The sequence below is a fragment of the Pseudomonas sp. GW822-FHT01E03 genome (assembly GCF_058802985.1).
This window is the reverse complement of the sequence record NZ_JBXAOQ010000021.1, coordinates 19,905-44,361: the sequence shown is the minus strand read 5'-3', so window position 1 is coordinate 44,361 and position 24,457 is coordinate 19,905. Positions and strand designations below refer to the sequence as shown.

Annotated in this window: 22 protein-coding genes; 7 read left to right on the top strand and 15 right to left on the bottom strand. The window is 62.0% G+C overall.

All coding sequences use genetic code 11. From position 1 onward, the window contains the following. From AC1RP7_RS26990 to AC1RP7_RS26960, 7 genes are all read right to left on the bottom strand, one after another. The coding region (locus AC1RP7_RS26990) for a Na+/H+ antiporter subunit G (RefSeq protein ID WP_493184007.1) at window positions 1-353 on the bottom strand (353 nt) is incomplete at its 3' end. Continuing rightward, window positions 350-628: a K+/H+ antiporter subunit F gene (locus tag AC1RP7_RS26985; protein ID WP_007986253.1), complete on the bottom strand. Its 279-nt coding sequence runs from the start codon at window positions 626-628 to the stop codon at window positions 350-352. The genes AC1RP7_RS26985 and AC1RP7_RS26990, both read right to left, overlap by 4 nt. After that, window positions 625-1,113 (bottom strand): Na+/H+ antiporter subunit E, encoded by a 489-nt coding sequence (locus tag AC1RP7_RS26980; RefSeq protein WP_150815145.1) that lies wholly within the window; start codon window positions 1,111-1,113, stop codon window positions 625-627. Before AC1RP7_RS26980 ends, AC1RP7_RS26985 begins: the two co-directional genes overlap by 4 nt. Beyond that, on the bottom strand, window positions 1,110-2,795 hold the full coding sequence (locus AC1RP7_RS26975) for a monovalent cation/H+ antiporter subunit D (RefSeq protein WP_493183243.1): 1,686 nt from the start codon (window positions 2,793-2,795) through the stop codon (window positions 1,110-1,112). Before AC1RP7_RS26975 ends, AC1RP7_RS26980 begins: the two co-directional genes overlap by 4 nt. Then, window positions 2,792-3,136, bottom strand: a complete 345-nt coding sequence (locus AC1RP7_RS26970) for a Na+/H+ antiporter subunit C (protein ID WP_007986256.1) — start codon at window positions 3,134-3,136, stop codon at window positions 2,792-2,794. The genes AC1RP7_RS26975 and AC1RP7_RS26970 overlap by 4 nt, the downstream gene beginning before the upstream one ends. After that, window positions 3,136-6,054, bottom strand: coding sequence for a monovalent cation/H+ antiporter subunit A (locus AC1RP7_RS26965; protein ID WP_349736967.1), 2,919 nt, complete (start codon window positions 6,052-6,054; stop codon window positions 3,136-3,138). Before AC1RP7_RS26965 ends, AC1RP7_RS26970 begins: the two co-directional genes overlap by 1 nt. A gap of 276 nt (window positions 6,055-6,330) precedes the next feature. Beyond that, a complete protein-coding gene (locus AC1RP7_RS26960) occupies window positions 6,331-7,263 on the bottom strand; it encodes a DMT family transporter (protein WP_493183244.1) in 933 nt (310 codons plus the stop codon). Window positions 7,264-7,347: 84 nt separating this feature from the next. Between AC1RP7_RS26960 and AC1RP7_RS26955 the strand changes: the two genes are divergently transcribed. Continuing rightward, window positions 7,348-7,911 (top strand): helix-turn-helix domain-containing protein, encoded by a 564-nt coding sequence (locus AC1RP7_RS26955; protein ID WP_090456428.1) that lies wholly within the window; start codon window positions 7,348-7,350, stop codon window positions 7,909-7,911. Window positions 7,912-7,926: 15 nt separating this feature from the next. Beyond that, window positions 7,927-9,345: an FAD/NAD(P)-binding protein gene (locus AC1RP7_RS26950; RefSeq protein WP_493183246.1), complete on the top strand. Its 1,419-nt coding sequence runs from the start codon at window positions 7,927-7,929 to the stop codon at window positions 9,343-9,345. 676 nt (window positions 9,346-10,021) lie between these two features. Here the strand turns inward: AC1RP7_RS26950 and AC1RP7_RS26945 are convergent. Further along, window positions 10,022-12,271, bottom strand: a complete 2,250-nt coding sequence (locus AC1RP7_RS26945; RefSeq protein ID WP_493183248.1) for an Ig-like domain-containing protein — start codon at window positions 12,269-12,271, stop codon at window positions 10,022-10,024. Window positions 12,272-12,306: 35 nt separating this feature from the next. Further along, window positions 12,307-13,653: a hypothetical protein gene (locus AC1RP7_RS26940; protein WP_489338765.1), complete on the bottom strand. Its 1,347-nt coding sequence runs from the start codon at window positions 13,651-13,653 to the stop codon at window positions 12,307-12,309. Between the two features lie 280 nt (window positions 13,654-13,933). Between AC1RP7_RS26940 and AC1RP7_RS26935 the strand changes: the two genes are divergently transcribed. The 4 genes from AC1RP7_RS26935 (at window position 13,934) to AC1RP7_RS26920 (ending at window position 19,678) form a co-directional block, all read left to right on the top strand. Beyond that, window positions 13,934-15,379, top strand: coding sequence for a sensor histidine kinase (locus AC1RP7_RS26935; RefSeq protein ID WP_493183250.1), 1,446 nt, complete (start codon window positions 13,934-13,936; stop codon window positions 15,377-15,379). 200 nt (window positions 15,380-15,579) lie between these two features. Continuing rightward, window positions 15,580-16,680 (top strand): SCO family protein, encoded by a 1,101-nt coding sequence (locus AC1RP7_RS26930; RefSeq protein WP_371318472.1) that lies wholly within the window; start codon window positions 15,580-15,582, stop codon window positions 16,678-16,680. Between the two features lie 102 nt (window positions 16,681-16,782). Further along, the gene (locus AC1RP7_RS26925) at window positions 16,783-18,276 is read left to right on the top strand and encodes a sensor histidine kinase (protein ID WP_090456415.1); all 1,494 of its coding nucleotides are present in this window, start codon (window positions 16,783-16,785) and stop codon (window positions 18,274-18,276) included. Further along, the gene (locus AC1RP7_RS26920; protein ID WP_154862332.1) at window positions 18,245-19,678 is read left to right on the top strand and encodes a sigma-54-dependent transcriptional regulator; all 1,434 of its coding nucleotides are present in this window, start codon (window positions 18,245-18,247) and stop codon (window positions 19,676-19,678) included. Before AC1RP7_RS26925 ends, AC1RP7_RS26920 begins: the two co-directional genes overlap by 32 nt. Before the next feature lie 3 nt (window positions 19,679-19,681). Here AC1RP7_RS26920 and AC1RP7_RS26915 read toward each other — a convergent pair whose 3' ends face one another. Continuing rightward, window positions 19,682-20,059: a hypothetical protein gene (locus AC1RP7_RS26915; RefSeq protein WP_150815249.1), complete on the bottom strand. Its 378-nt coding sequence runs from the start codon at window positions 20,057-20,059 to the stop codon at window positions 19,682-19,684. 171 nt (window positions 20,060-20,230) lie between these two features. On the opposite strand from AC1RP7_RS26915, the gene AC1RP7_RS26910 reads away from it, so the two are divergent. Next, window positions 20,231-21,043, top strand: a complete 813-nt coding sequence (locus AC1RP7_RS26910; protein WP_349736960.1) for a class I SAM-dependent methyltransferase — start codon at window positions 20,231-20,233, stop codon at window positions 21,041-21,043. Between the two features lie 13 nt (window positions 21,044-21,056). Here AC1RP7_RS26910 and AC1RP7_RS26905 read toward each other — a convergent pair whose 3' ends face one another. From AC1RP7_RS26905 to AC1RP7_RS26885, 5 genes are all read right to left on the bottom strand, one after another. Further along, window positions 21,057-21,365 (bottom strand): addiction module antidote protein, encoded by a 309-nt coding sequence (locus tag AC1RP7_RS26905; RefSeq protein ID WP_057397260.1) that lies wholly within the window; start codon window positions 21,363-21,365, stop codon window positions 21,057-21,059. Window positions 21,366-21,367: 2 nt separating this feature from the next. Continuing rightward, entirely contained in the window at window positions 21,368-21,661 is a 294-nt protein-coding gene (locus tag AC1RP7_RS26900; protein WP_493183255.1) for a type II toxin-antitoxin system RelE/ParE family toxin, read from the bottom strand. A gap of 125 nt (window positions 21,662-21,786) precedes the next feature. Continuing rightward, entirely contained in the window at window positions 21,787-22,581 is a 795-nt protein-coding gene (locus AC1RP7_RS26895; protein ID WP_218496388.1) for a ChbG/HpnK family deacetylase, read from the bottom strand. After that, complete coding sequence (locus AC1RP7_RS26890; protein ID WP_340313827.1) at window positions 22,553-23,752, bottom strand: GNAT family N-acetyltransferase; 1,200 nt, start codon at window positions 23,750-23,752, stop codon at window positions 22,553-22,555. The genes AC1RP7_RS26895 and AC1RP7_RS26890 overlap by 29 nt, the downstream gene beginning before the upstream one ends. Window positions 23,753-23,756: 4 nt before the next feature. Beyond that, window positions 23,757-24,443: an N-acetyltransferase gene (locus AC1RP7_RS26885; RefSeq protein WP_218496393.1), complete on the bottom strand. Its 687-nt coding sequence runs from the start codon at window positions 24,441-24,443 to the stop codon at window positions 23,757-23,759. Window positions 24,444-24,457 lie beyond the last annotated feature (14 nt).

Sequence of the window (24,457 nt, the reverse complement as noted above, 5' to 3'; positions counted from 1 at the left end):
GTGTCGAGCCGGGCAAATTTCGAGCCTTTGACCTCTTTGAAAAAGCCCACCAGATCCGAATCGCCAATGGCCCGGGCCAACAGCAAGGTGGTCACCGGCACGGTAATCGCCAGCAGGATCGGAATCAGCCAGGCGTGCAATACCGGCGCGGACTTGAGCGCCGAAAAATAGATGATCGAAGCCAGCGCCACGCACCAGGTCCCGAGCGTCGAGGCCAGGGCCGGTGGGTGCATGCGCTGGAAGTAGTCCTTCATGCGCAGCAGGCCCGTGGCGCCGATCAAGGCAAACAGACTGCCGAGCACCAGCAGGATCGCCACCGGGATCTCCACCCACAACGACAATGGCGTATTCATTCGATCACCTCGCCACGCAGCAGGAATTTCGCCAGGGCGAACGAGCCGACGAAACCGAACAGTGCGATCAGCAACGCCGCCTCGAAGTAGGTGTCACTGGCATAACGTATACCCAGCGCCAGCATCATCAGCATCGCGACGATGTACAGGTAGTCCAGCGCCAGAACCCGATCCTGGGCCGACGGCCCCTTGAACAGGCGGATCAGGGTCAGGATCATCGCCAGGGAAAAGAAGAACAGGCTCAGCAGGATCGCGTTCGACAGCAAGGGGCTCATTCGAAGATCTCCATCAGCGGACGTTCGTAGGTCGCCTTGAAGTGCTGGATGAACAGCGCCTCATCGTCCAGGTCGAAGACGTGCAACAGCAGAATGCTGCGGTCCAGCGCCAGCTCCGACCAGACCGTACCGGGCACCACCGTGGTGATCATCGACAGCGCGGCCAGGCCGTTGGCGTCACGCAAGTCCAGCGGCACCTTGATGAATTGCGAGCGAGGCGGGCGGCGACCGGCATTGAGCACGCTCCAGGCCACGGCGAGGTTGGACACCAGCACATCGCGCCCGACCAGCAGGATTAGGCGCAGGATTACCCAGGGACGACGGATGCGCACCGGCAGCGGACGCAGCCTGCGCATCATCAATGGCGCACAGAATCCCAGCGCGGCACCCAGCAGCAGGTTGCCGGGGCTGATCGACAGGTTCAGCAACAGCCACAGCAGCCACAGGGCCAGCGATAGCAGCGGTGCCGGAAACAGGCGCTTCATGGTTGCACCTCCTGCGGGGCCGCTACGGCCGACGGGTTCGGTACGACGCGTGTGTCGAGCACCGCCATCACGTATTGCTGCGGGTTGTACAGGGCATCGGCGGCGGCCTGGGTGTAGCGCAGCAGCGGATCGGCCTTGAAGGTCAGCGCAATGCTCAGGCCCAGCAGGGCGAAGATCGGTATGCATTCAAGGCGTCGCAACAGGGGCGATGGTCGTTCCGCAGGCGTCCAGAAACGCTGGATGCCCAGGCGCGAGAACGCGATCAGCGATGCCAGCCCAGACACGATCAACAACACCAACAGGCCCCACGCGGCGTTGGAAACCGGTGTGTCGCCGCTGTTGCCCAGGCCTAGCGGATTGAGCAGGGCGCCGATCAACCCGAGTTTGCCGATAAAGCCAGAGAGCGGCGGCATGCCGATGATCAGCAAGGCGCAGGCGATGAAGCTCAGGCCGAGAAACGCCATGGTCCAGGGAATCACCTGGCCGACCACGGCTTTCTGGTCGTCGTCGAGGTTGGTGCCTTTGGGCGGATGCAGGGATTCCAGTGGCCGCGGCAGCAGTTCGGCTTCATCTTCGAGCAGGACTTCGTTGGCCGAGCGCGAGCGCTCGATCAGCTCGGCCAGCAGGAACAGGGCGCTCAACGCCAGGGTCGAGCTGAACAGATAGAACAGCGCAGCGCCGACCAGGTTCGGCTGGGCGAAACCGATGGTCGACAACAGAATGCCCGCCGACACCAGGATGCTCAGGCTGGCCATGCGCTCCAGGCGTTGCGCGGCGAGGATCGCAATGGCAGCGCAGACGATGGTCGCCATCCCGCCGTAGATCAGCCAGTCGCCGCCAAAGAACGCCGATGCCCCGGCCTGGGCGGAGAACAGCAGCGTCCACAGGCGCAGCAAGGTGTACACGCCGACCTTGGTCATGATCGCGAACATCGCCGCCACCGGCGCGCTGGCCGAGGAGTAGGCCGGCACCAGCCAGAAGTTCAGCGGCCACATGCCGGCCTTGGCCAGGAACGCGATGGCCAGGATCCCCGCGCCAGCGTGCAGCAAACCGCGATCAGCTTCGGACACCAGCGGGATTTTCACCGCCAGGTCGGCCATGTTCAGCGTGCCGGTGACCCCATAGATCAGCGCCGCGCCAATCAGGAACAGCGACGAGGCCAGCAGGTTGATCGAGATGTAATGCAGCCCCGACGACACCCGCGCCCGGCCCGAACCGTGGAGCATCAAGCCGTAGGACGCGGCCAGCAGCACCTCGAAGAACACGAACAGGTTGAACAGGTCCGCGGTGAGGAATGCGCCGTAAAGACCCATCAACTGGATCTGGAACAGCGCGTGAAAACTCGAACCGGCGCTGTCCCAGCGGGCCATGGCGAACAGCAGGGCACTGACGCCGATGATGCCGGTCAGCACCAGCATCAGCGCCGACAGGCGGTCGACCACCAACACCAGGCCGAACGGCACTTGCCAGTTGCTCGGCAGGTACACACCGATGGAGCCGGGCACGCCGGTGGTCTGTGTCCATTGCAACAACGCCACGGCAATGCCCAGCCCGAGCAGGCTGGAGAACAGATTGATCCTGGCCTTGAGCGGCCGGTGCTTCTCGCCGAGCATCAGCATGATCGCGGCGGTCAGCAGCGGCAGCAGAATGGGTGCGACGATCAGGTGAGTCATCGCCATCATTCTTTGGGCTCCCGGCCATCCACATGGTCGGTGCCGGTCAGGCCCCGGGAAGCCAACAGCACCACCAGGAACAGCGCGGTCATGGCAAAGCTGATGACGATCGCCGTCAACACCAGTGCCTGCGGCAGCGGGTCGGTGTAGTGCAACAGGTCCTGCGGCACGCCGTCCTTGATGATCGGTTCCTTGCCGATGAACAGGCTGCCCATGCTGAAGATGAACAGATTGACCCCGTAGGACAGCAGGCACAGGCCCATGACCACCTGGAACGTCCGTGGGCGCAGGATCAGCCAGACGCCGGACGCGGCCAGTACGCCGATGGCGATTGCGATGACTTCTTCCATCAGACGGCTCCTTTGGCGGCAACGGATCTGGGCTGGGCGGCGGTTTTGTGGCCGCGCACCGATTGGTGGGCGAGGGCGGTGAGGATCAACAGGGTCGAGCCGACCACCACGCCGTACACACCGATGTCGAAGAACAGCGCGCTGGCCAGGTGAATGTCACCCAGCAGCGGCAACGAGAAATGCCAGGTGTGGGTGGTCAGGAACGGATAGCCGACGACCATCGCGCCCAGGCCCGTGGCCGTGGCAATCATCAGTCCCGTGCCCATCCAGCGCAGTGGCCGCAGGCTCATTTGCGCCTCGACCCACTGCGTGCCGGCAACCATGTATTGCAGGATGAACGCCACCGACATCACCAGCCCGGCGACAAAACCGCCGCCCGGTTGATTGTGCCCGCGCATGAACAGGTAGAACGAGACCACCAGCGCCACCGGCAACAGCAGGCGCACCAGCACCGCCGGCACCATCATGAAACCGAGCGCGGTGTCGCTGGCGTGACGCGGGTTGACCAGGTCGGTAACCACATCCGGCGCGAGCAAGCGTTGCTGGGCCGGCAGTTGCAGGCTTTCTTTGGGCGGGCGGAAGCGGCGCAGCAGGGCGAACACGGTCAGGGCCACGGCCACCAGCACGGTGATTTCACCGAGGGTGTCGAAACCACGGAAGTCCACCAGCATCACGTTGACCACGTTGCTGCCGCCGCCTTCGGGCAAGGCGCGACTGAGATAGAACGAGGAAATATCGTTGGGGGTCTGGCGCGTCAGCATGGCGTAGGCCAGCAACGCCATGCCGACACCGACCGAGGTCGACAGCAGCAAGTCGCGGATACGCCGCACCCGCGCCCGGCGCAGGCTGCCCGGCAACGGCGAGACCTCCTCGATCCGTCGTGGCAGCCAGCGCAGGCCCAGCAGGATCAGCACCGTGGTCACCACTTCGACCGCCAGTTGGGTCAGGGCCAGGTCCGGCGCGGAAAACCAGACGAAGGTAACGCAGGTCATCAGGCCGCAGACGCTGACCATGGTCAGGGCCGCGAGACGGTGGTACTTGGCCTGATAGGCCGCGCCAAGGGCGCAGGCGATGGCCAGCAACCACAAGGTGACGAAGACGATCGACCCCGGGATTTTCGGCCGGTCACCCCAGTGAAGGCTGCTGTGCAGCATGGGAATCAACCCGGCCAGCACGGCAGCAAGCACTACCAGGAACAACTGCATCTGCAGGCGCCGGGTACCAATCCGGGGCTCCAGGCGACGGGCCAAGCGCATGATGGCGACCAGTCCGTATTCGAACAGGCGCTTGCCGTCCAGGCGACCGATGACGGGCGGACGGTTGAAGTTTCCGCGCTTGAATTGATTGCGCAGCAGCAGATAGAGCACGGTGCCGCAGGACAAGGCGATCAGGCTCATGATCATCGGTGCGTTCAGGCCGTGCCAGATGGCCAGGCTGTACTCGGGCAGCGTGCCGCCGACCACCGGTTGCGCCGCCGCCGCGAGCAGCGGGCCGACTATCTGGGCCGGGAAAATTCCCACCAGCAGGCAGGCGAACACCAGCAACTCGACCGGCGCGCGCATCCAGCGTGGTGGCTCGTGGGGTGTGTGTGGCAGGTCGGTCGCGGGCGGGCCGAAAAACACGTCCACGGTGAAACGCAGGGAGTAAGCCACGCTGAAGGTACCGGCAATGGTTGCCACGATCGGCAAGCTCAGTTCGATCCAGCGCGTGGCATTGATGAACACCGTTTCGGCGAAGAACATTTCCTTGGACAGGAAGCCATTGAGCAACGGCACGCCGGCCATCGAGGCGCTGGCGACCATGGCCAGGGTGGCGGTAAACGGCATCAGCTTGTACAGGCCGCTGAGTTTGCGGATATCGCGGGTGCCACTTTCGTGGTCGATGATCCCGGCGGCCATGAACAGCGAGGCCTTGAACGTCGCATGGTTGAGGATGTGGAACACCGCGGCGACGGCGGCCAGCGGGCTGTTCAAGCCAAGCAACAGGGTGATCAGGCCCAGGTGGCTGATGGTCGAGTAGGCCAGCAATCCCTTGAGGTCGTTCTGGAACATCGCGCAATACGCCCCGAGCAGCAGGGTGCAGGCGCCGGCGCCACTGACGATGTAGAACCATTCTTCACTGCCCGAAAGCGAGGGCCATAGCCGTGCGAGCAGGAAAACCCCGGCCTTGACCATGGTCGCCGAGTGCAGGTACGCCGATACGGGCGTCGGCGCGGCCATGGCGTGGGGCAGCCAGAAATGGAAGGGGAACTGGGCGCTTTTGCTCAAGGCGCCGATCAGGATCAGGGGTAATAGAATCGGGTAGAGGGCATGGGCGCGAATCAGGTCGCCGGCGGCCAGGACCTTGTCCAGGTCATAGCTGCCGACCACATGGCCGAGCAGCATGACCCCCGCCAGCAGGCACAAGCCGCCCGCACCGGTCACCATCAGCGCCATGTAGGCGCCGCGCCGGGCATCGGCGCGATGGTGCCAGTAGCCAATCAACAGGAACGAGAAGAGGCTGGTCAGCTCCCAGAAAAACACGATCTGGATCAGGTTGCCGGAGATCACCAGCCCGAGCATGGCGCCCATGAAGGCCAGGAAAAACGCGAAGAATCGCGGCACCGGATCGTTCGGCGACATGTAGTAGCGCGCGTACAGCGAAACCAGGGTGCCGATGCCCAGCACCAGCATGGAGAACAGCCAGGCGAAACCGTCCATGCGCAGGACGAAGTTCAGGCCCAGGCTGGGCAGCCATGAAAACTCTTCGCGAATGACGCCGCCATCGGCGATCTGCGGGTACAGGAAGGCGACCTGAACGGTGCCGATCAGGGCGATCAGGCCAGCCAGCAGGGATTCGGCGTTACGGGCATTGTGCGGCAACACGGCCGCCAAACAGCTGCCTATGAAAGGCAGAAGCAGTAGAACTATCAGGGACATAGGCTTCTAATCTGCGGAAGTTTGTGAAGCATCATACGTGCCAGCTCCCGGATCACCAAACGCCAAGCTGTCGCAGAATCCTACACGGTAGACGGAAATGCCCTGATTCACATTGTTTCAGAGAGAGGTCGGGGAGCCAGTTCCGGCCTCTCGCGAGCAAGCTCGCTCCCACAGGGTATGAAGGTGTACACACAATCTTGTGTTCAACCCAAGACACTGTGGGAGCGAGCTTGCTCGCGATGGCGGCCTATCCGGCAATGCAAAGTTTGCGACTTATCACTGTGCTTCCCGCTCCAGCTCTTCCTCAGCCGGCGCAGCCTTACCCTTGGTCTTCAACTCACTGACAATCACCGCCACCACAATCAACCCGGCCCCGACCAGGGCAATCGCCGGCAAGCGCTCCCCGGCAATGCGCCCGACTATCCCGGCCCATACCGGCTCACCGGCATAGATCAGCGTGGCGCGTGTCGGTGACACGCTTTTCTGTGCCCAGTTCATCGCCACCTGAATCGCCGCGCTCGCCGCCCCGAGCCCCAGCGCGCTGCACAACAGCAACCAGGAGAAGTCCGGAATCGCTTCGTTGGTCGGCACCACCATCAGGAACGACAGCACCGAAGTGACCGCCAGTTGCACCACCGTCACCCGGCGCACATCGACCTGGCCGGCATAGGTGCTGATCAGGATGATCTCGGCCGCAATGGCCACGGCGCTGATCAAGGTGGCGATTTCACCGGGGCTGAAATTGAACGACGCACCTGACGGCCCGGACAGCAGCATCAACCCGGTAAAGGCCAGCATGATGCCGATGCTCGGCATCAAACCCGGGCGCCGCCCCAGCACCAGCCATTGCAGCAACGGCACAAACGGGACGTACAGCGCGGTAATGAATGCCGATTGGCTGCTGGGAATGCTCTGCAGCCCGACCGTCTGCAAGCCGTAGCCGAGCATGATCGCCACGCCGATAAACGACCCGGCCTTGAGTTCGAACAGGGTCAGGTCGCGCAGGTGACGCCAGGAAAACAGGGCGACGATGCTCGCGGCGGCGGCAAAGCGCAGGCCGACGAAAAACATCGGGCCGCTGACGGTCATCGCATGCTGTACCAGCAGGAAGGTACCGCCCCAGACCATCGTGATCAGTACCAGCACGCATTCGGCCTTGCTGAACCTTGTAAAACGGGAGGAAGCCTTTGGGGAATTCACCGACGTCATGACCTTGCACGCTACTGGAGGGGGACGCACAATGCGTCGAATGTTGCGCAGTATACTGCCCAACCCCACTCAGTGAGCAATATAGTGCACAAAGATTCTACCCAGCGGGCTTCGGTCCTCCAGCACGTCAGTCAAAACGTCCGTCGTTTACGTCATGCCGCCGACCTGAGCCAGACCGCGCTGGCCGAAAAGTCCGGAGTCAGCCGTCGAATGCTGGTGGCGATCGAGGCAGGGGAAAAGAACGTCAGCCTGACCACCCTCGACCGGGTGGCCGAAGCCCTGGACGTTGCCTTCAGTGATTTGATCCAGGCCCCCGACGCCCGCGATCCCAGCCGTATCAATGAGCTGGCCTGGACCGGCACGATCCCTGGCAGCAGGGCGGTGTTGCTTTCCAAGGCCCAGGCCAGTCGTGAAGTCGAGCAGTGGGAATGGTGCCTGCAACCGGGCGAGGTGTATCCGTCGGAGCCGGACGCCGATGGCTGGAGCGAGCAGATTTATGTCTTCGAAGGGTGCCTGACCGTTATGCTCGGCGACCAGCCACAGCATATCGCGGCGGGTGAATTCTTTATGTTTGCCAGCAACCAGCCACACTGTTATCGCAACGACGGGGTGGTAGCGGCGAAGTTTGTACGTAATGTGGTGATCTGAACAGGGAGTGCATGGATGGGCCAGACCTTGAACAATGACGCCGACATCCTGATTGTCGGTGGCGGCCTCAGTGGCGCGATGTTGGCGGCGCAGTTGATGCGTTTGCCGGGCCGGCGCCGGGTGCTGGTGATCGAGCCCCGGGCCGGGTTGGGGCGGGGTGAAGCCTATAGCGCGGTGGAACTGGGTCATACGCTCAACGGCAATGCGGCGCGGATGAGTGTTGACCCGGACAACGCCGACGACCTGACCCAATGGCTGACCGAGTACATCAAGGCGGGCGGCTGGCCGGAATCGGATCAGCAGCATGTGCCGATCAGCGAGTTGTTTCCGCCTCGGGGCGTTTTCGGCCTGTACGCCCGGCAGCGCCTGGCAGAAGCGCAGGCGGTGGGCGCCTTGGTCGGTTCGACGGTCGAGCATGTGCAGGCCGAAGTGGTCGATTTGCAAATCGATGCAGACGCCGTGCGCTTGACCTTGAGCGACGGCCGATGCTTGCAGAGCGCTTTTGCGGTGCTGGCCACCGGGATGTTTCCCGCCGCGCGCACCCCGCAAACCCGGTCCAGCGGCTTGAATGCGGCCGCTCTCGATCCGTGGGACGTGGCGGCCATGCGGCAACTCGATCCGCAATCGACGGTCATGATCATCGGCTCGGGTCTGACCATGGTCGATGCCGTGGTGTCCCTGGAACAGGCCGGGCATCGTGGGCCGATCGAAGTGTTTTCCCGCCATGGGCTGCTGCCTCATGTGCGTCGCCAGCCACCGGCCTGGGTGGATTTTCTCGCGCAGGATCAGAGCATCCGCACACCTCGCCAGTTGATGCGCGAACTGCGTCGGCACTGCCGGGACGCCATCGCCCAAGGCATCGACTGGCAGGCGCCGCTGGACACGGTGCGGGCACACATCGGCCGCTTGTGGCATCAGGCGACCGACGTGCAGCGTCGGCAGTTCGTGCGGCATGTGCGGCCGTGGTGGGAAAGCCATCATCACCGCTCGCCACCCTTGAGTGCCGAACTGGTTGAGCGCTTGTATAAAGAAGGGCGGTTACGTATTCACGCAGCCTCTTACCAGGGCCTCGAGCCGTCGCTGAATGGCGAGGTGAGTATCCGCCTTCGACGGCGGGGTGAGGCGCAGACCTGTGTGGTCAGCGGTGTCGCCCTGATCAACTCCAGCGGTATCGAATACGACTGGCGCCGGGTCGCGCGACCGCTGCCCCGGCAACTGCTCGCCCGAGGCCTGGTCCGGCCCGGGCCGCTGGCCTTGGGCATCGCGGCAGAGGTCGATGGTGCGGTTCTGAACGCCGAGGGTCAGCCCGCCAGCCGGTTGTTTGCCATGGGTCCGCCGTTGCGCGGTATGTGGTGGGAAAGTACCGCCGTCACCGATGTTGCGAGCCAGGCAAAGGCGTTGGCCGAGCGGCTGTCGATCAGGTTGGGGGTCTGAGTACATATCCGTTGCTGCGGTAACGGCGGCTTATGGTTTCGCCCTTACGGCGAGTCCCTTTTGTCAAACGACACAAAAGGAACCAAAAAGTCTCGCCCCTTACGTACGGCCCCTCGCTGAGGCTCGGGGTTCCTTCGCTCCGGCATTCATCCGGGGGCATCGCCCTCCGGTTGGCTTCGCTGGCACCTACATGCGATGTGTTCGACTGCGTCGAACGGCGCTGCGCGCCAATCCCCGGATGAACACCTCCGCTCAGCCTTCCGAGGGGGCGGGTGGATCAAGATCAAGAGCTACAGGCGAGCTAACGCTCGGCCTGATGAGTGGTGAAGAGCGTGGGGGTACGCGGCCCTGCTTTTGCTCTGCTCTTCTGTGGGAGCGAGCTTGCTCGCGATGGCGGCCTGCCAGCTGACCAAATTCTCAAAGATGCACCCAATCCCCTGTGGGAGCGAGCTTGCTCGCGAAGACGGCCTGCCAGCCGATCGAGATCTTTCAGATGTACTGAATACCTGTGGGAGTGAGCCTGGTCCGGGCACCGCTCCAGTGATGGCAGCCAGACCACCGCTGGATTGCTTCCATCAATGCACCCGGCAAAAAACCGTGGCCCCCACCCGAGGCCGCGGTTTTCCATAGGGTTGAAACCGGCTCCATCAACCTGCGTGGCTAATGGGGCGCGGGCTCAGTTGGCGATCACCGGCACCGTGCGCACGGAGCCTTGGGACGAGGTGATCGTGGCGGTCGGGTTCGTCGACGGAACGACCGTGGTGGTGTTGTTCACGGTCAACCGCCAGCGTCCATTCGCCGGTACGGCGGTGGTGCCCAGGGTGACCAGCCCGGTCGGAGTGGTGACCTTGATGGTGATGGTGTTGCCGGTGGTCACCGATGAGGTGCCGGCAAAGTCCCAGGTGAAGCGGTTGTTGGAGCGGGCTCTCACCGTTGCGGTGGTCACGGCGAAGGTTTCCGCAGCAGGCCGTGGCGCGACCTGCACCGTGACCGTGGCTGGCGACGTCGATTGGGCGCCGAAACTGTCCCGGGCAAAGTAGGTGAAGGTCGTGGTGAAGGCCGTGGTGACGGTGGCCGGTGGGGTGTAGGTGAGCACCGTGCCGTTTCTGCTGACGGTGCCGCGACCTGCCAGCGGTTGAGTGAAGTCGGCGACGGCTAGCGGCACATTGCCTTCTGGATCGGTGTCGTTGGCCAGCACGTTGATTGGAATCGCCACACCCAGTGTCGTGACGGCATCGGCGACGGCCACCGGAGGCCGGTTAGGTGCCACGGTCATGCTCACGGTTGCCGCTGTCGTCGAGGCCAGGCCTTTGACGTCCTGGGCCTTGTAAGTGAAGGTCGTGGTCAACGGCGCGTTGACGACAGCAGGAGGGGTGTAGACCACCGCCGTAGTGCCGCTCAATGCCACCGTGCCCTGGCTGGCGGCCGGTTGGGTCAGCGCGGTAATGCTCAGCGGCGTATTGCCGTCCGGGTCCCTGTCGTTGGCCAGCAGGTTGAGGGTGATCGGCACGCCGAAGCTGGTGCTGCCGGTATCGGCGACGGAGATCGGTGCCTGGTTCGCGCCGGTGTCCGATGCAGTGCCGACGACTACGACCGGCTCGATGTCACTGCCGCCGGCAGCGGATTTGACCGTCACGGTTGCAGGGGGTTGGGTCAAGTCAGCCACCGTCAGGCGTTGCAGGATTCCGGTTTTCGATAGCCGCCCGTAACCCTGGGCGACCATGTCCGGTACCACCACTTCGTCTGTGGAAGTGGCCTCGATCAGCAGGCTGTGGTTGCTCCAGCTGTAACGGGCGGTCTGGATTTTCACCACGTCCGAGAGCTTGCTCGACACCGCAGTCGGGCGGGTGGTCCCGGCGGGGTTGGTGGCGGTGACCACCACGACCGGCGGCACCGTTGCGTTGGCCAGCAGATTCTGGGCGAAGTACACGCCATTGTTATCGCTCACCATGCTGGTCTGGCAAGGTGACACAGGCGGGCCGGGGACCAGGGCGATGCTTTCGCGAAAGCACAGGGTCGAACCGTTGGCGGCTTTGGCAAACACTTCGACCCGGGTGGTGCTGCCGCCCGTGCCGGCTATGCGGCGGTAAGTGGCACGGGTCATGTCCACCGCGGTCTGCGCGCGGTTGTCGAGCACCTTGCCGGACAGGGTGAAGAGGTTGGTCTGGATGGTCCCGGCCGGACCCTGGATGCGCACGAAGTTGGTGTTGTTGGGGCTGCCGGTCACGGCTTCGGTGAGGTTGGGGTCGCCGACGAAGGTTTCGATGGCGCCGGTGTCCGGGTTCACCTCGGTGTAGGGACCGTTGACGCTGCGCAGGAACGGCCCGATCGCACCGTTGACCGCACCGCTGAAAACCCCCGGCGCACCGATGCCGACGTCCCTGGTGATGTTGATCGCCCGGCGCCCGGTGGTGGTGACGTTGACCGTTTCCACGCCATAGGGGTGGGTAATGGTGTAGGTCCCGGCAACGGGAATGTTCACCCGCAGACGAATCCGCGCGAAGCTGATCTGGTCGCCATCGAGCGGGTTGCCACCGGCAAATGCAGCCTCGATCCCGGCGACATAGACGTCCATGCCATAGCCGGCGGTGTTGTTGGGGATGCTGGTCTCGGCAAGGAACCAGAAGGCTTCGTCTGGCCAGTTATCCGGGAACACCATTGGCAGGGTGTCGTCGAAAATGCCCGGTGTCGGCAGCAGGGTGCACATGTAGGCCGGTGGCACGCTGGCTGCCACCCGCGAACTGGCGGCGCGGGACTGGCACAGCTCCATCGACAGTTGATTGTTGTCCTGATACCAGATCGGGAATTTCCCGGTGGCAAAGGTGTAAGGACCGGGATCGACGGCGGCGAGTTGCGCGAAAGCACTGCCGGTCAGCGATAGAGTCAGTCCCAGGGCGTTGAGCGCCAGGCGTGGCCATTTGTTCATGATGCCTCCTGATGAGGATCCGGGCATGTGGGCGTTCATTGCACGATGACCACTTCTTCGGTATCGCTGCCGCCATTGGCGGACGACACACGAACCTGGGCTGGCGGAATCGGCGAGATGCCGGTGGCCAGGCTTTTCACGGCGCCGTCACCACTCAGGGCGCCGATGGCGATACCGGTGCCGGAGGTGGCGGTGAGCACCGGTGGCGACGTTTCATCGCTGGTCGAAGCCACGATGGTGATTTGCCCGGTGCTCAGGCTGTACTCGGCGCGTGAGATCGTCACCAGGTCGGTCAACGGCATGGGCAATATGGTCGGCGCGCTGCTGGCGATGGCCAGGTGGTTGTCGGCGGTCACCTGCAAGGTGCTCGGCAACGTCGGATTGTTCGGCGACTGTGCATACCAGTGGCCGGTGGTATTGGCTTCGGTGAAGTTCAGCAGCGGATTGTTGCTGTCCAGGGTCACGGTGGCGGGTGGCGGCGGGGCCATCACGAACACGTCCTGCTGGGCCACCGGGGCGCTGGTGCCGGCCTGTCGCGAGTAGGTGCTGCGCTCGGCGATCACCGGGGTCGGACGGACCACCTTCGACAACTTGCCGGAAACAGCGAAGAGGTTGGTGCGCAAGTCCAGGCCATTGGGGCCCTCGATGCGCACGTAGTTGGTGTTGAACGGGCTGCCGGTGACGGCTTCGGTGAGGTTCGGATCGCCGACGAATTGTTCGGCCTGGCCCGTGCTCGGGTTGGTCTCGGTGTAGGGGCCATTGACGCTGCGCAGGAACGGCCCGACGTCGCCCTTGAGCGCGCCGTTGTAGGTTTTTGGCGCGCCGATGCCAATGTCCCGAGTCATGTTGATCGCCCGACGGCCGGGAGTCTCGACGTTGAACACTTCGACGCCGTAAGGGTGGGTGATGACATAAGTGCCGGCGGTGGGCACGTCGATGCGAACACGGATCCGGGCGAAGCTGATCTGGTCGCCCTCCAGTGGATCCCCACCACTGAAGGCTGCTTCGAGCGCCGAGACATAGGTCAGGTCGATGCCTCGGGCGGCATCGACGATAGTTGTTTCGCCTGTTGCCCAGAACGCTTCGTCGGGGAAATTGGTCGGGAAGACCAACGGTTGCGTGTCATCGAAAATGCCGGGATTAGGGATCAGCGAGCACATGTAAGTCGGGGCTCCCGGCGCGCTGGCAACCCTGGAACTGACAGCCTTTGATAAACACAGGTCAAGGGTTCGGCCGTGGCTGTCTTGATACCAGGCGGCGAAATTGCCATTGGCTGGCAGGTAGGGGCCGGGGTCTACGGCAAACAGCGCGGCCTGGGCAATACCTTGGGCTAGAGCAGTCACAACCAGGGCGGACGCGGTTTTGCACAGTAACGGGTGCATGAGTGTTCCCTCTGTCGAAGTACCTGCCCCTTGGGGATGGGGCAGTTGGCAGGGAGTTCGGCAACTTCCATACCAATCGGCGAAAACGCCCGTGAGACGCCCGCAGTAAAGGTGTTGGCGCGGTCGCAGGCGGCAGGCCGGGAAGTTATGGCACGGGCAGCTATCCCCGACTTTGGGGGTGACGGGGCCGCGGGGCGGGTGGGGTATCGCAGTCCCCAGGCTCGGCCAAACGGCCATGGCTGGGCTATAAACCTATAGGGGGTTTCCGGGAACCGTGTCCATGACCACAATCGCCAAAGTACTTGCGACCGACAGCGAAGTTCGCTTGAACACGCGCAAGGAGCCCTTCAATCTGCTGCGCTGGTTTTCACTGGTCAGCATGCTGGTGATCGGCACGGTGGCGGTGGCGCTGGGGGCGGTATCCACGCGCTTCGTGATTACCGAAAGCGTGCAACGCGATGCGCTATTGACCTCACAATTCATTCAGGCGATTGCCTCGGCCGAAGTGCACCATGTGTCGATTCCCAACGTCAGGACCATGGGCGAGTTGCTCGACCCACGAAAAGACATGGACTTTCCTGACGTCGACCCTCTGTCCCGTGTCAGTGCCCGTGGTGAATTCCTCGACCATATCGCAAACTTGCCGGACGTGATTCTGGTCAACATCTACGCCCCCGACCGCATGGTGATCTGGTCGACCAACCCGGCCTTGATGGGCATTGCGATCCATGGCAATGAAGACCTCGATCGGGCATTCAACTCGAAAATTTCCGTGTCGACCGCTTACCACGGTGTGGATAGATCCCGCATGGAGCAGAAGTTCCTGGAACCACCCAAATACGCCTTCATCGAAAACTACATTCCCTTGTTCGACGCCGATGGCAGCACCGTCACGGCGATGGTCGAGATCTACAAGGAACCCCAGGACCTGATCAACCGCATGGAGCGCGGCCTGGTGCTGATCTGGCTGGCAACCGCCCTGGGCGGCGGTCTCATTTACCTGGGGCTGTACTGGATCGTGCGGCGGGCGGCGATCCTGCTGGCGACGCAGCAGAAACAATTGATCACCAACGAAACCTTTGTGGCTCTGGGGGAGGTGTCCTCGGCGGTTGCCCACAGTCTGCGCAATCCGTTGGCGAACATCCGTTCAAGCGCCGAGCTGGCGATAGAGTTCGACAGCGGTCCGGCACACGGGAACATCAACGACATCATTGGTCAGGTCGATCGCATGTCGAAATGGGTACGGGAGTTGCTCCAGTCCCTGCGACCGCTCAATGACGAGGCCGAACCTGTGAACCTGGTGGCGGCCCTGCATGACAGCCTGATGGCTTACGAGCATCAGATCAACAAGGCCAAGGTCAACGTGGTGTTCGAGCCGGACCAGACGCCCATGGTGCTGAGCCAGCACGTACAACTGACCCAGCTCCTCAGCAGCCTGCTGTCCAATGCGGTGGAAGCCATGGACGGCGGCGGCACCCTGACCATCCAGATCGAACCGCGCGATGCCCAGCACGTCAGTGTGAGGGTGAGCGATACCGGCAAAGGCATGAGCGAAGAAGAGCGCACTATGGCCTTCCGGCCGTTCTTCACCACCAAACAGGGCGGGCTGGGAGTCGGGCTGGTGCTGGTCGAGCGGATCATGGAGCGATTTGGCGGTGCGGTGACCCTCGACAGCAGTGAAGGCGAGGGCACCACTGTGCGCCTGTCCTTTGTTCTGGCCCCCTGAAAACGGGGATGATCTACCCCCAATAACGGGTATTAATCCCCGGTCATTTGCCCGGTCGTTGCACAGTGATTTTGATAAATCACTGTTTTGTCGAGTGTTAGTACGTTTTTATAAAAAAACACATGATTGGCGAGGTCCTTGCAAAACCACCATAACCCCCCTTCACCACATCGAGGCGGCTGGTGATGGAAAAAAAAGAGATGCATTCACCACGCTCGCGAGCCCTGGGCATGCACCTGGTGCTGATGCTGGTGACCGGTTTGCTGGCCAGCCAGTTGCTGGTCGCCAGCCAGCCGACGTCGACGCCTGCACCTGCTCCGGCATCCACTGCCGAACCCGCTGTCGTTGAAGCCGTCACCCCGTGGGGTGCCGACTATTTCCCCAACACCCTGCTGACCGACCAGGACGGACAGCAGCTGCGTTTTTTCGATGATTTGATCAAAGACAAGGTGGTGGTGATCAACTTCATCTTCACCTCGTGCAGTGACTCCTGCCCCCTGGAAACCGCGCGCATGCGCCAGGTGCAGAAACTGCTGGGGGATCGGGTCGGCAAGGACATCTTCTTCTACTCCATCAGCATTGACCCCTTGAGTGATACCCCCGAGGTGCTCAAGGCCTATGCGCAACGCTTCCAGGTCGGGCCCGGGTGGAAATTCCTCACCGGGGAATTCGCCGACGTCACTGACCTGCGCAAAAAACTGGGGCTGTTCATCGAAGGCGTCGATAACGGGCGCAACAAGGACCACAACCTGAGCCTGATCGTCGGCAACCAGGCAACGGGCCGCTGGATGAAAGCCTCGCCGTTCGAAAACCCGTGGATTCTGGCCGACCAACTGGCCAATACCCTGCATAACTGGAAACAGCCCAGTGTGGAGGAAAGCTACGTCGAGGCCCCCGAAATCCGTCCGCCGAGCAATGGCGAAGAGCTGTTTCGCACCCGCTGCGCGTCTTGCCACAGCCTCGGTCCGCTGGACGGGCAGGGCATCGGCCTGCGCAGCATCGGCCCGGACCTGATCGGCGTGACCTATCAGCGCGATCCGGCCTGGCTCAACCGCTGGATCCGCGAACCTGACCGCATGCTCGCGGAAAAGGACCCGATCGCGATGGAACTGTTCGAGCGCTACAACAGGATCTCGATGCCCAACTTGCGGCTGGATGCGCGTTCCGCCCAGTCCCTCATTGATTTCCTGAAAGAAGAAACCGACCGTCAACATCCGCCAGCGGCGCCATTGGCCAGTGGTAACGAAGAGCCTGAACAACATCATTCGGTCGCGCACCCCGAGACACCCCGGGTGCAATAGTGTCAAAAAAATTACGCGGGCCAGTCGGTGGCTATCAATGCCACCTACACTGATCCTGAAAGCGGCTGAACAGGCTCGATTTCAAGCACCCAGGACACAGCCATGCAGATACTCGAACAACAAAAAGTAGCTGCGCCGCAGAATCCGGCAGCACAACGCAAGGGGTGGCGACCGCAGTTCAATTTGCTGCGCTGGTTCTCCCTGGCGAGCTTTCTGATCATCGCTGTGGTGGCGCTGGGGCTGGGTTACATCTCCACCCGCTTTGTTGTCGATGAAAGTATCGAGCGTGATTCGATGCTGACCGCGCAGTTCATCCAGTCCATTGGCGAGGCCGAAATCCGGCATGCCGGCATTGCCCCGGGGCGAACCATGGGTGAAATGCTCGACCCGCGCATGGACGATGCCTACCCCGACGTCAACCCCGTATCCCGGGCCGCCGCGCGCGTTGAGTTTCTTGACCATGTGAAGCATCTGCCGGACATCCTGCTGGCGACGGTGTACTCCCTGGACCGCACCGTGGTCTGGTCGACCAACCCCGAGTTGATCGGCGTGCGTATCGAAGGCGACTTTGAGCTGGACGAATCCTTCGAAATGAAATCGCCGGTGTCCACCAGTTACCACGAAATCGATGAGGAGCGTCCCGAGCAGCGCTTGCTGCGCGAACCGGAGTACCTGTTCGTCGAGAACTACATTCCGATGTTCAACGCCGACAGAAGCAAAGTGATTGCCATGGTGGAAATCTACAAGGAGCCGGTGGATCTGGTGGCGCGCATCCAGCGTGGCTTCAAGGCAATCTGGCTGGCCACGCTGATCGGCGGGGCAGCCATTTATCTGGGGCTGTTCTGGATCGTGCGACGCGCGGCGACGCTGTTGCAGAGCCAGCAGAAACAACTGATCGCCAACGAGACCTTTGTCGCCCTTGGCGAGATGTCCTCGGCGGTCGCCCACAGCTTGCGCAACCCGCTGGCCAATATCCGTTCCAGCGCCGAACTGGCCCAGGACATCGCCAGCCAGACCGCACAGAAAAACATCGGCGACATCATCAGTCAGGTCGACCGCATGTCGCGCTGGGTCCGTGAATTGCTGGTGTCGTTGCGGCCGATGAATGACGACTGTGAAACGGTCGACCTGGTGCTGGCCCTCGAAGACACCCTGAGTGCCTTTGAGTCCCTGATCAAGCGTTCGGACGTCGAAGTGCGTTTCTCCCCTGTCAGCGTGCCACCGGTCGTCAGCCAGCAGGTGCTGCTCACGCAAATACTCAATAGCCTGTTTGCTAATGCACTGGAAGCCATGCCCAAGGGTGGCGTGCTGACGATCGAGATCGATTCCTCGGTGTCCGGCGACGTGAGAATGACATTGACCGACACCGGCAAGGGCATGTCCAAACAACAGCAGCAAATGGTTTTCAAGCCGTTTTTTACCACCAAGCAAGGTGGGTTGGGTGTGGGCCTGGCCCTGGTCAAAAGAATAATGGAGCGCTTTGACGGCTCGGTCGAACTGACCAGCCGGGAGCAGGAAGGAACCCGTGTTTGTCTCAATTTCAAAGTGGCAACGGGAGGGGTATATGGAGCACAGCATTCTGCTGGTCGAGGATGACGAAATCCTCGCCGAGAATATTCAGACTTACCTGGAGCGCAAGGACTTCGAGGTGACCGTCTGCCACTCGGCTGAAGATGCACTGGAGCAATTGGGTTCATTCGCGCCTGACGTGGTACTGACCGACAACTCGTTGCCGGGCATGAGTGGTCACGACCTGATCCAGAAGCTGCGCATCAGCGCGCCGGATCTGAAAGTGATCATGATGACCGGCTACGGCAATGTCGAAGACGCCGTGGTGGCGATGAAAGAGGGCGCCTTTCACTACGTCACCAAACCGGTGGCCCTGCCAGAGCTCAAGTTGCTGCTGGACAAGGCCCTGGCCACCGACCGCATGGAGCGTACGCTGTCGTTTTACCAGGAGCGCGAGGCCCAGAAGTCGGGAGTGCAGGCACTGATTGGCGAGTCGGCACCGATGGCGTACCTCAAGGGCACCATCACCCAGTTGCTCGACGCCGAACGGCGCATGGCCAACAGCGATCTGCCGCCGGTGCTGGTGGAAGGCGAGACGGGCACCGGCAAGGAACTGGTGGCCCGGGCCTTGCACTTCGATGGCCCGCGCGCCAAAGGCCCATTCATTGAATTCAACTGTGCTTCGATCCCGTCCAATCTGGTGGAGTCGGAACTGTTCGGCCACGAGAAGGGCGCCTTCACCGACGCCAAGGATCGTCGCATGGGGCTGGTGGAAGCGGCCGATGGCGGCACGCTGTTCCTCGATGAAATCGGTGAAATGGACCTGCTGCTGCAAGCCAAGCTGCTGAAACTACTGGAAGACCGGACCATTCGCCGGGTCGGTTCAGTGAAGGAGCGCAAGGTCGACCTGCGGGTGATCAGCGCCACCAACTGCAATCTCGAACAGATGGTCCAGCAAGGCAAATTCCGTCGTGACCTGTTCTTCCGCCTGCGCATCATTTCCATCAAGGTGCCGCGACTGTATACCCGTGGCGCCGATATCCTGCTGCTGGCCCGGCACTTCCTGGGGCTACATGGCAAACGCTACGGCAAGCCGAACCTGCATTTCAGCAACCAGGCCGAAGATTTGCTGCTCAGCTACAGCTGGCCGGGCAACGTGCGCGAATTGCGCAACATGCTGGAGCAAACCGTGTTGCTGGCGCAAAGCGACACTATCGCCGCCCATCAGTTGAACGTCTGCTTGAGCCTGATGGATGAGCCACCGATGTTTCATCACGAGCCGTCACACTTCAGCGAACCGCGTCCGTCCTTCAGCGGCAGCGACTCCATGAACCTGCCGGAAGTGGAGCGCGACATGGTGCGCAAGATGCTCGACAAGACCGACTGGAACGTCACCAAATCGGCACGCCTGCTGGGTCTGAGCCGTGACATGTTGCGCTACCGGATCGAAAAACTCGGCCTCGCCCGTCCGGACAAGCGCCAGTGGTAAGGCTCACTGCAACACCGGGCCCTGCCTCAGACAGGACAGCATGCAGCTGGGGTTCTCGACTTCCTGGTTCACGTACACACCACGCTCCGGATCGTAGGAGCGGATAAACACCCGAACCGTGGCGTCGGCCACTGTCGGCAGGCGCGAATCGGAAAACACGTGCTCACTTGAAACCGGAATGAATTCCCTGGGTGCGGTCGGGATATACGAACCCGGCGGCACAATGTTCATCGACGGCGGTACGGGGTGCGCGAAGGGTTGGTCAGCACCGTAATAGTTGAATTCGCTGCTGTAGTTGGTGGTCGGCATGTCGTCCGCGTGGACGACAGCGGTTGCGCCCAGGCAGACGGCGAGCAAAAGCGTCAGGTCGGTCTTTTTCATGTCAACACCTGCTAAATCGGTTTAACCACACTTCCCCCAAGGTCTTTAACTATAGCTGGCGCCGTGGACAGCCGTCGGTGCCGCGCGGATTACAAGTTCGCAACACCTGCCAGGATGGGGTTGATCTAGACTTCGCCGGTCAAATCGACGACCCGGACCCTGGAGCGTGCAATGGAACTGCCGACAAACGAACAAGCCATCGCCAGTAACCGCGAGGCATGGAATGACTCCGCCCGTCACCACAAGGACTCCAGCGAATGGCAAGCCTTGTTGAAGGGCGTGGAACACGCGGATTTTTCCTGCCTGGACGACACCCTGACCGCTTTGCTGACCCAGACAGGTATCGACGGCAAGGACGTGGTGCAACTAGGCTGCAACAACGGTCGTGAAAGCCTGTCGCTGTTCGCCATGGGCGCGCACAGCGTGGTGGGCGTCGACCAGTCTGAAGCCTTTCTCGGGCAGGCACGGGAACTGGCGTCCCGATCGCCCCACGCGCCGCAATTCATCGAAGCGGACATTCACCACTTGCCGGCCGGACTGCAGGAGCGCTTTGACCTGGCGCTGATCACCATCGGGGTCTTGAACTGGATGCCGGACATCGGCGAATTCTTCCGCCATGTGGCGCGCACGCTGAAGCCGGGTGGGGCGCTGGTGGTGTACGAAACCCATCCGTTCCTGGAAATGTTCGACCCCGAGGCAGCCGATCCTTTTCGCCCGGCCAGCTCATACTTCCGCCGCGAACCGTTCGTGCAGCACGAACCGATCGTCTACGAAGGCAGGATCGAACAGCCGGCCGCGCCGTCCTACTGGTTCGTCCACACCCTGGGCGACCTCTTCAGCGCCGCCATTGCGGCAGGGCTGCAGATCCGTCACTTCAGGGAATACCCACACTCCAACCGCGAAGAGCTCTATGACCGCTATCAGCAGCAGGCAGCGCAGTTGCCGTTGTGTTTTACGTGGGTGGTGGTGAAACCAGCCACATGACGCGGAAAATCAGTTATAGATTTGAGTGATTGACGGTGTGTCCTGGTTGCGCGCAGAGATCTATGCCCAGGGCATGAATGACCTTCAGGACCGTATCGAAACGAGGTTTTGCTCCCGGCGCGAAGGCCTTGTAGAGGCTTTCGCGACCCATTCCAGAGTCTTTGGCTATCTGTGTCATGCCACGGGCTTTCACCACATAGCCGATAGCGCGCAGAAACTCCTCATTGTCACCGTCTGCCAGTACCTGAGAGAGATACTCGCTAATGGCTTCATCACTGTCGAGCAGCGCCGCCATGTCGAAAGTCGTCAAAGTCTGGCTCATGGTTAAACCTCCTTTGCCATTTTTTTTGCGCGTTTGATATCGGCGGTTTGAGATGACTTGTCACCTCCGGCCAGCAGGACAATGACGGCACCGCCTCGCATCGTAAAGTAAATCCGGTATCCGGCACCTACGTCCACGCGCATTTCAGAAACGCCATCACCGACAGGCTTGTAGTCGCCAAGATTACCCGCAGATGCGCGGTCAATGCGACGAGCGATAGCTAGCCTGGCTCGCAAGTCGCGAACCGAGGCGTGCCATGCTGCGAAAGTAGCGGTTTGCTGGACAAGATAATTCATTGCTCGAATGTATCCAAATGGATACGGATGAGCAGTTAGACATTTCCGCGATCAGAGGGTTTTTTCCGAGGAAGATGTAGGCAACCCCATCGCGAGCAGGCTCTCTCCAACAAGTGCGGGGTGAGCTATTCCAGAACGGCCTGCGCACGGCGAGGTGCGGCGTCTCCCGCAGCGGTATAGGCCACCCGCGGCACACCCGGCAAACGCTGTTCCAGCAACGCGCTCAATGACTCTCCCGGTTCCAGGTAGGCATCGCCGAAGTCGGCGCCGAGCTGGTTCGGGTGGGCGACGATTTCCAGCAATCCATCGGGTGGCGGCTCGGCGTTGCGCAGATCCACCGGGGTGCACACGTAGTCGGCGGTGGCACCGGCCAGATTGCTCAGGCGACGGTTGAGCAGGTCCTTGAACACGCGCTTGGGCAGGCTGAGGTTTTGCCCCAGATTGCGCGCCAGACGCACCGGCACCCCCTGGCGGGCGGCGAAGCGCGCGACGATCTCGCCGATCGGCCAGATATTGTGCACGTGTTGATGGGAGTCCAGGTGGGTGGGGCGCAGGCCGTTGTCCAGGCAGCGCTGCCACTGGGCTTCGAGTTCTTCCAGTACGGCGTTGCGATCCCGGCGCCCGAGCCAGAGGTGGGTGCGGGGCAGGTTGAGGTCGAACACGCCGGCCCCGTCGCAAAACGTCGGGCGCTGCGCAATGCTCTGGCTCAACGGACGGCCGTAGGTCAGGTTGAAGTGCAGGCCGATTCGGCCTTCGAGCAATGGATGCCGGGCCAGGACGCAGGCCGCTTCGAACGCCGGCATGTTGGCCATGGCGGTGGCGGAGCTGATGAGCCCGGCCTGGAACGCGCCAAGGATCACCGCGTTTTCGCAGGCACTGAGGCCGAAATCGTCAGCGTTGACTATCACTTGCCGAGGCATGTGCACCCTCCTTGAGTTTTTCCGTAGGCGCAGGCGTGTGGACCGCGGGTGTTGCGACTGCGGCCGCCGCGCGTCGGGTGCGCCATTGCTGCAATCGGGGTTTGAAGCGTTGCCAGACCCGCAAGGCCAACCCCAGCACCAGACCGCCTGGACGCCAGGAGTAAAAACTCCAGCGCCAGTGTTCCAGTTGCCCGGTCATGCGTTCGTGCAGTTGATGGCTGGAGTTTTCCAGGCTGACCCGCGACGCATCGATCCAGCACCAGTTGTCTTCCAGGCCCCAGCGAATCCACTCTTCGAGCAGCACCCGGCCGCTGCCCAGGTCGGCATATTGCGGCAGGAACGCCAGATTGTAGTCGTACAGTCGACCCTGTTCCAGCAAGCCAAGGCGATAGCTGATGCAGCGCCCCTCCAGCTCCAGCACCACCACGCGCACCAGGCCTCGGGCCGCCAGGGCGGTGAAGGCGCGGTCCATCCACTGGCGATGGCGCGCATCGGAAAAGATCCCGACGCCTTCATCGCCTTTCCAGCTCACCGCTTCGACCTCACTGATTTCCTGTAACAGCGGCCCCATGGTCAGGGCGTCGGGAGTAATCCGCCGCACCTGGGCACCGCACGCGGCGATGCGTTTGCGTGCGCGGCGCAGTTTGTAGCGCGGGTCGCCGGAGACCTCCTGATGGTCGGCCTCGCTGATCAGGTGCACCGGTACTCGACAGCTCAGGCGATGTTCGGCGGTCGAACTCAGCGCCTGCCACGGTGCCAGAGCCTGTACCTGGGCCGTGGAACCGGCCAGTTCGTTGAGTTGCAGCACGGCATGGGGCAGGCGTTGACGGATCAGCGTCAGCGCCTTGCGTAAATTGTCATCGTCCAGCCTCGTCAGCAGTGCGAGGCGGTCGGCGAGGGGATAGCCCAAATGATGCAGGACCCGAAACGGCAAACGCGCAAAGCGCTCCATGGACGCCACCAGCGGCAGGCACAGCGCCAGTTCGTCACCCTGCCAGCCGAGCAGCACGTGCAACTGCTCGCCGGGCTTGAGTGCCAGTTCCGAGGCGTATAGCCAGGCCAGGGTGTTGAACGGCGTGTGGTCCGTTACGCGCTGGCGCAACGCTTCGTAAGCCTCTACCGGAAAGTCGTGTGTGCACAGCGAAGTGCGCCATTCGAATCGTGCAGACATAAGATCAGCTCGCCTCGGCTGGAACAGGAGAGGGTGCCGGTTTGCGCAAGGCATTCAGGCGTGAACCGCTGTAGCGGGTTTCGCGAAAGAAGCGCCAGCCGAACAGGTGGTAGATGTTCATGATCCGTCCCTGCTCGCGATACCCCATGCGGATGTGCAGCTTGAGCGCGGGAATGTTGTGGGACTCGCAGATATCCACCACTTTGTTGCAGCCCTGATCAGCCATGGCTTTCCACAGGTTCAGCTGGAAATCGACCGACAGCGTGGTGCCCCGGTAGGCAGGAATCTGCTCGAGAGCGAACTCGAAGAACTCGCCTGGCTTCACCGGAAACATGCAGCCGTAGTAATGACGGTCGAGATAATCGCGTGTGCTGCCCCAGATAAAAGCCACGGTATCGCCGTTTTCATCCAGGTACATGTGCCCGGTGTACCCTTCGGACGCCAACTCGGCCATGGTGCCCACGCGATCACCGAAGTGCCTGGCGAACGCTACGGCGTTTTGTGGGGTGATGGTTTCCAGTCGCAGCGGTGAATAGGGCCGAAGCTTGTGTGGCGGTACCGGGCTCACCAGGTCGCGTTCCATCCACAACAGTTCTTCGTGGAAAAACACGTAGTGTTTCCACAACTTGCCGACGGTGGCGCGCAGGCCTTTTTGCTTGATGTGATCGCTGAGCTTTTTCAGAGCATTCATGTTTTTGACTCTCG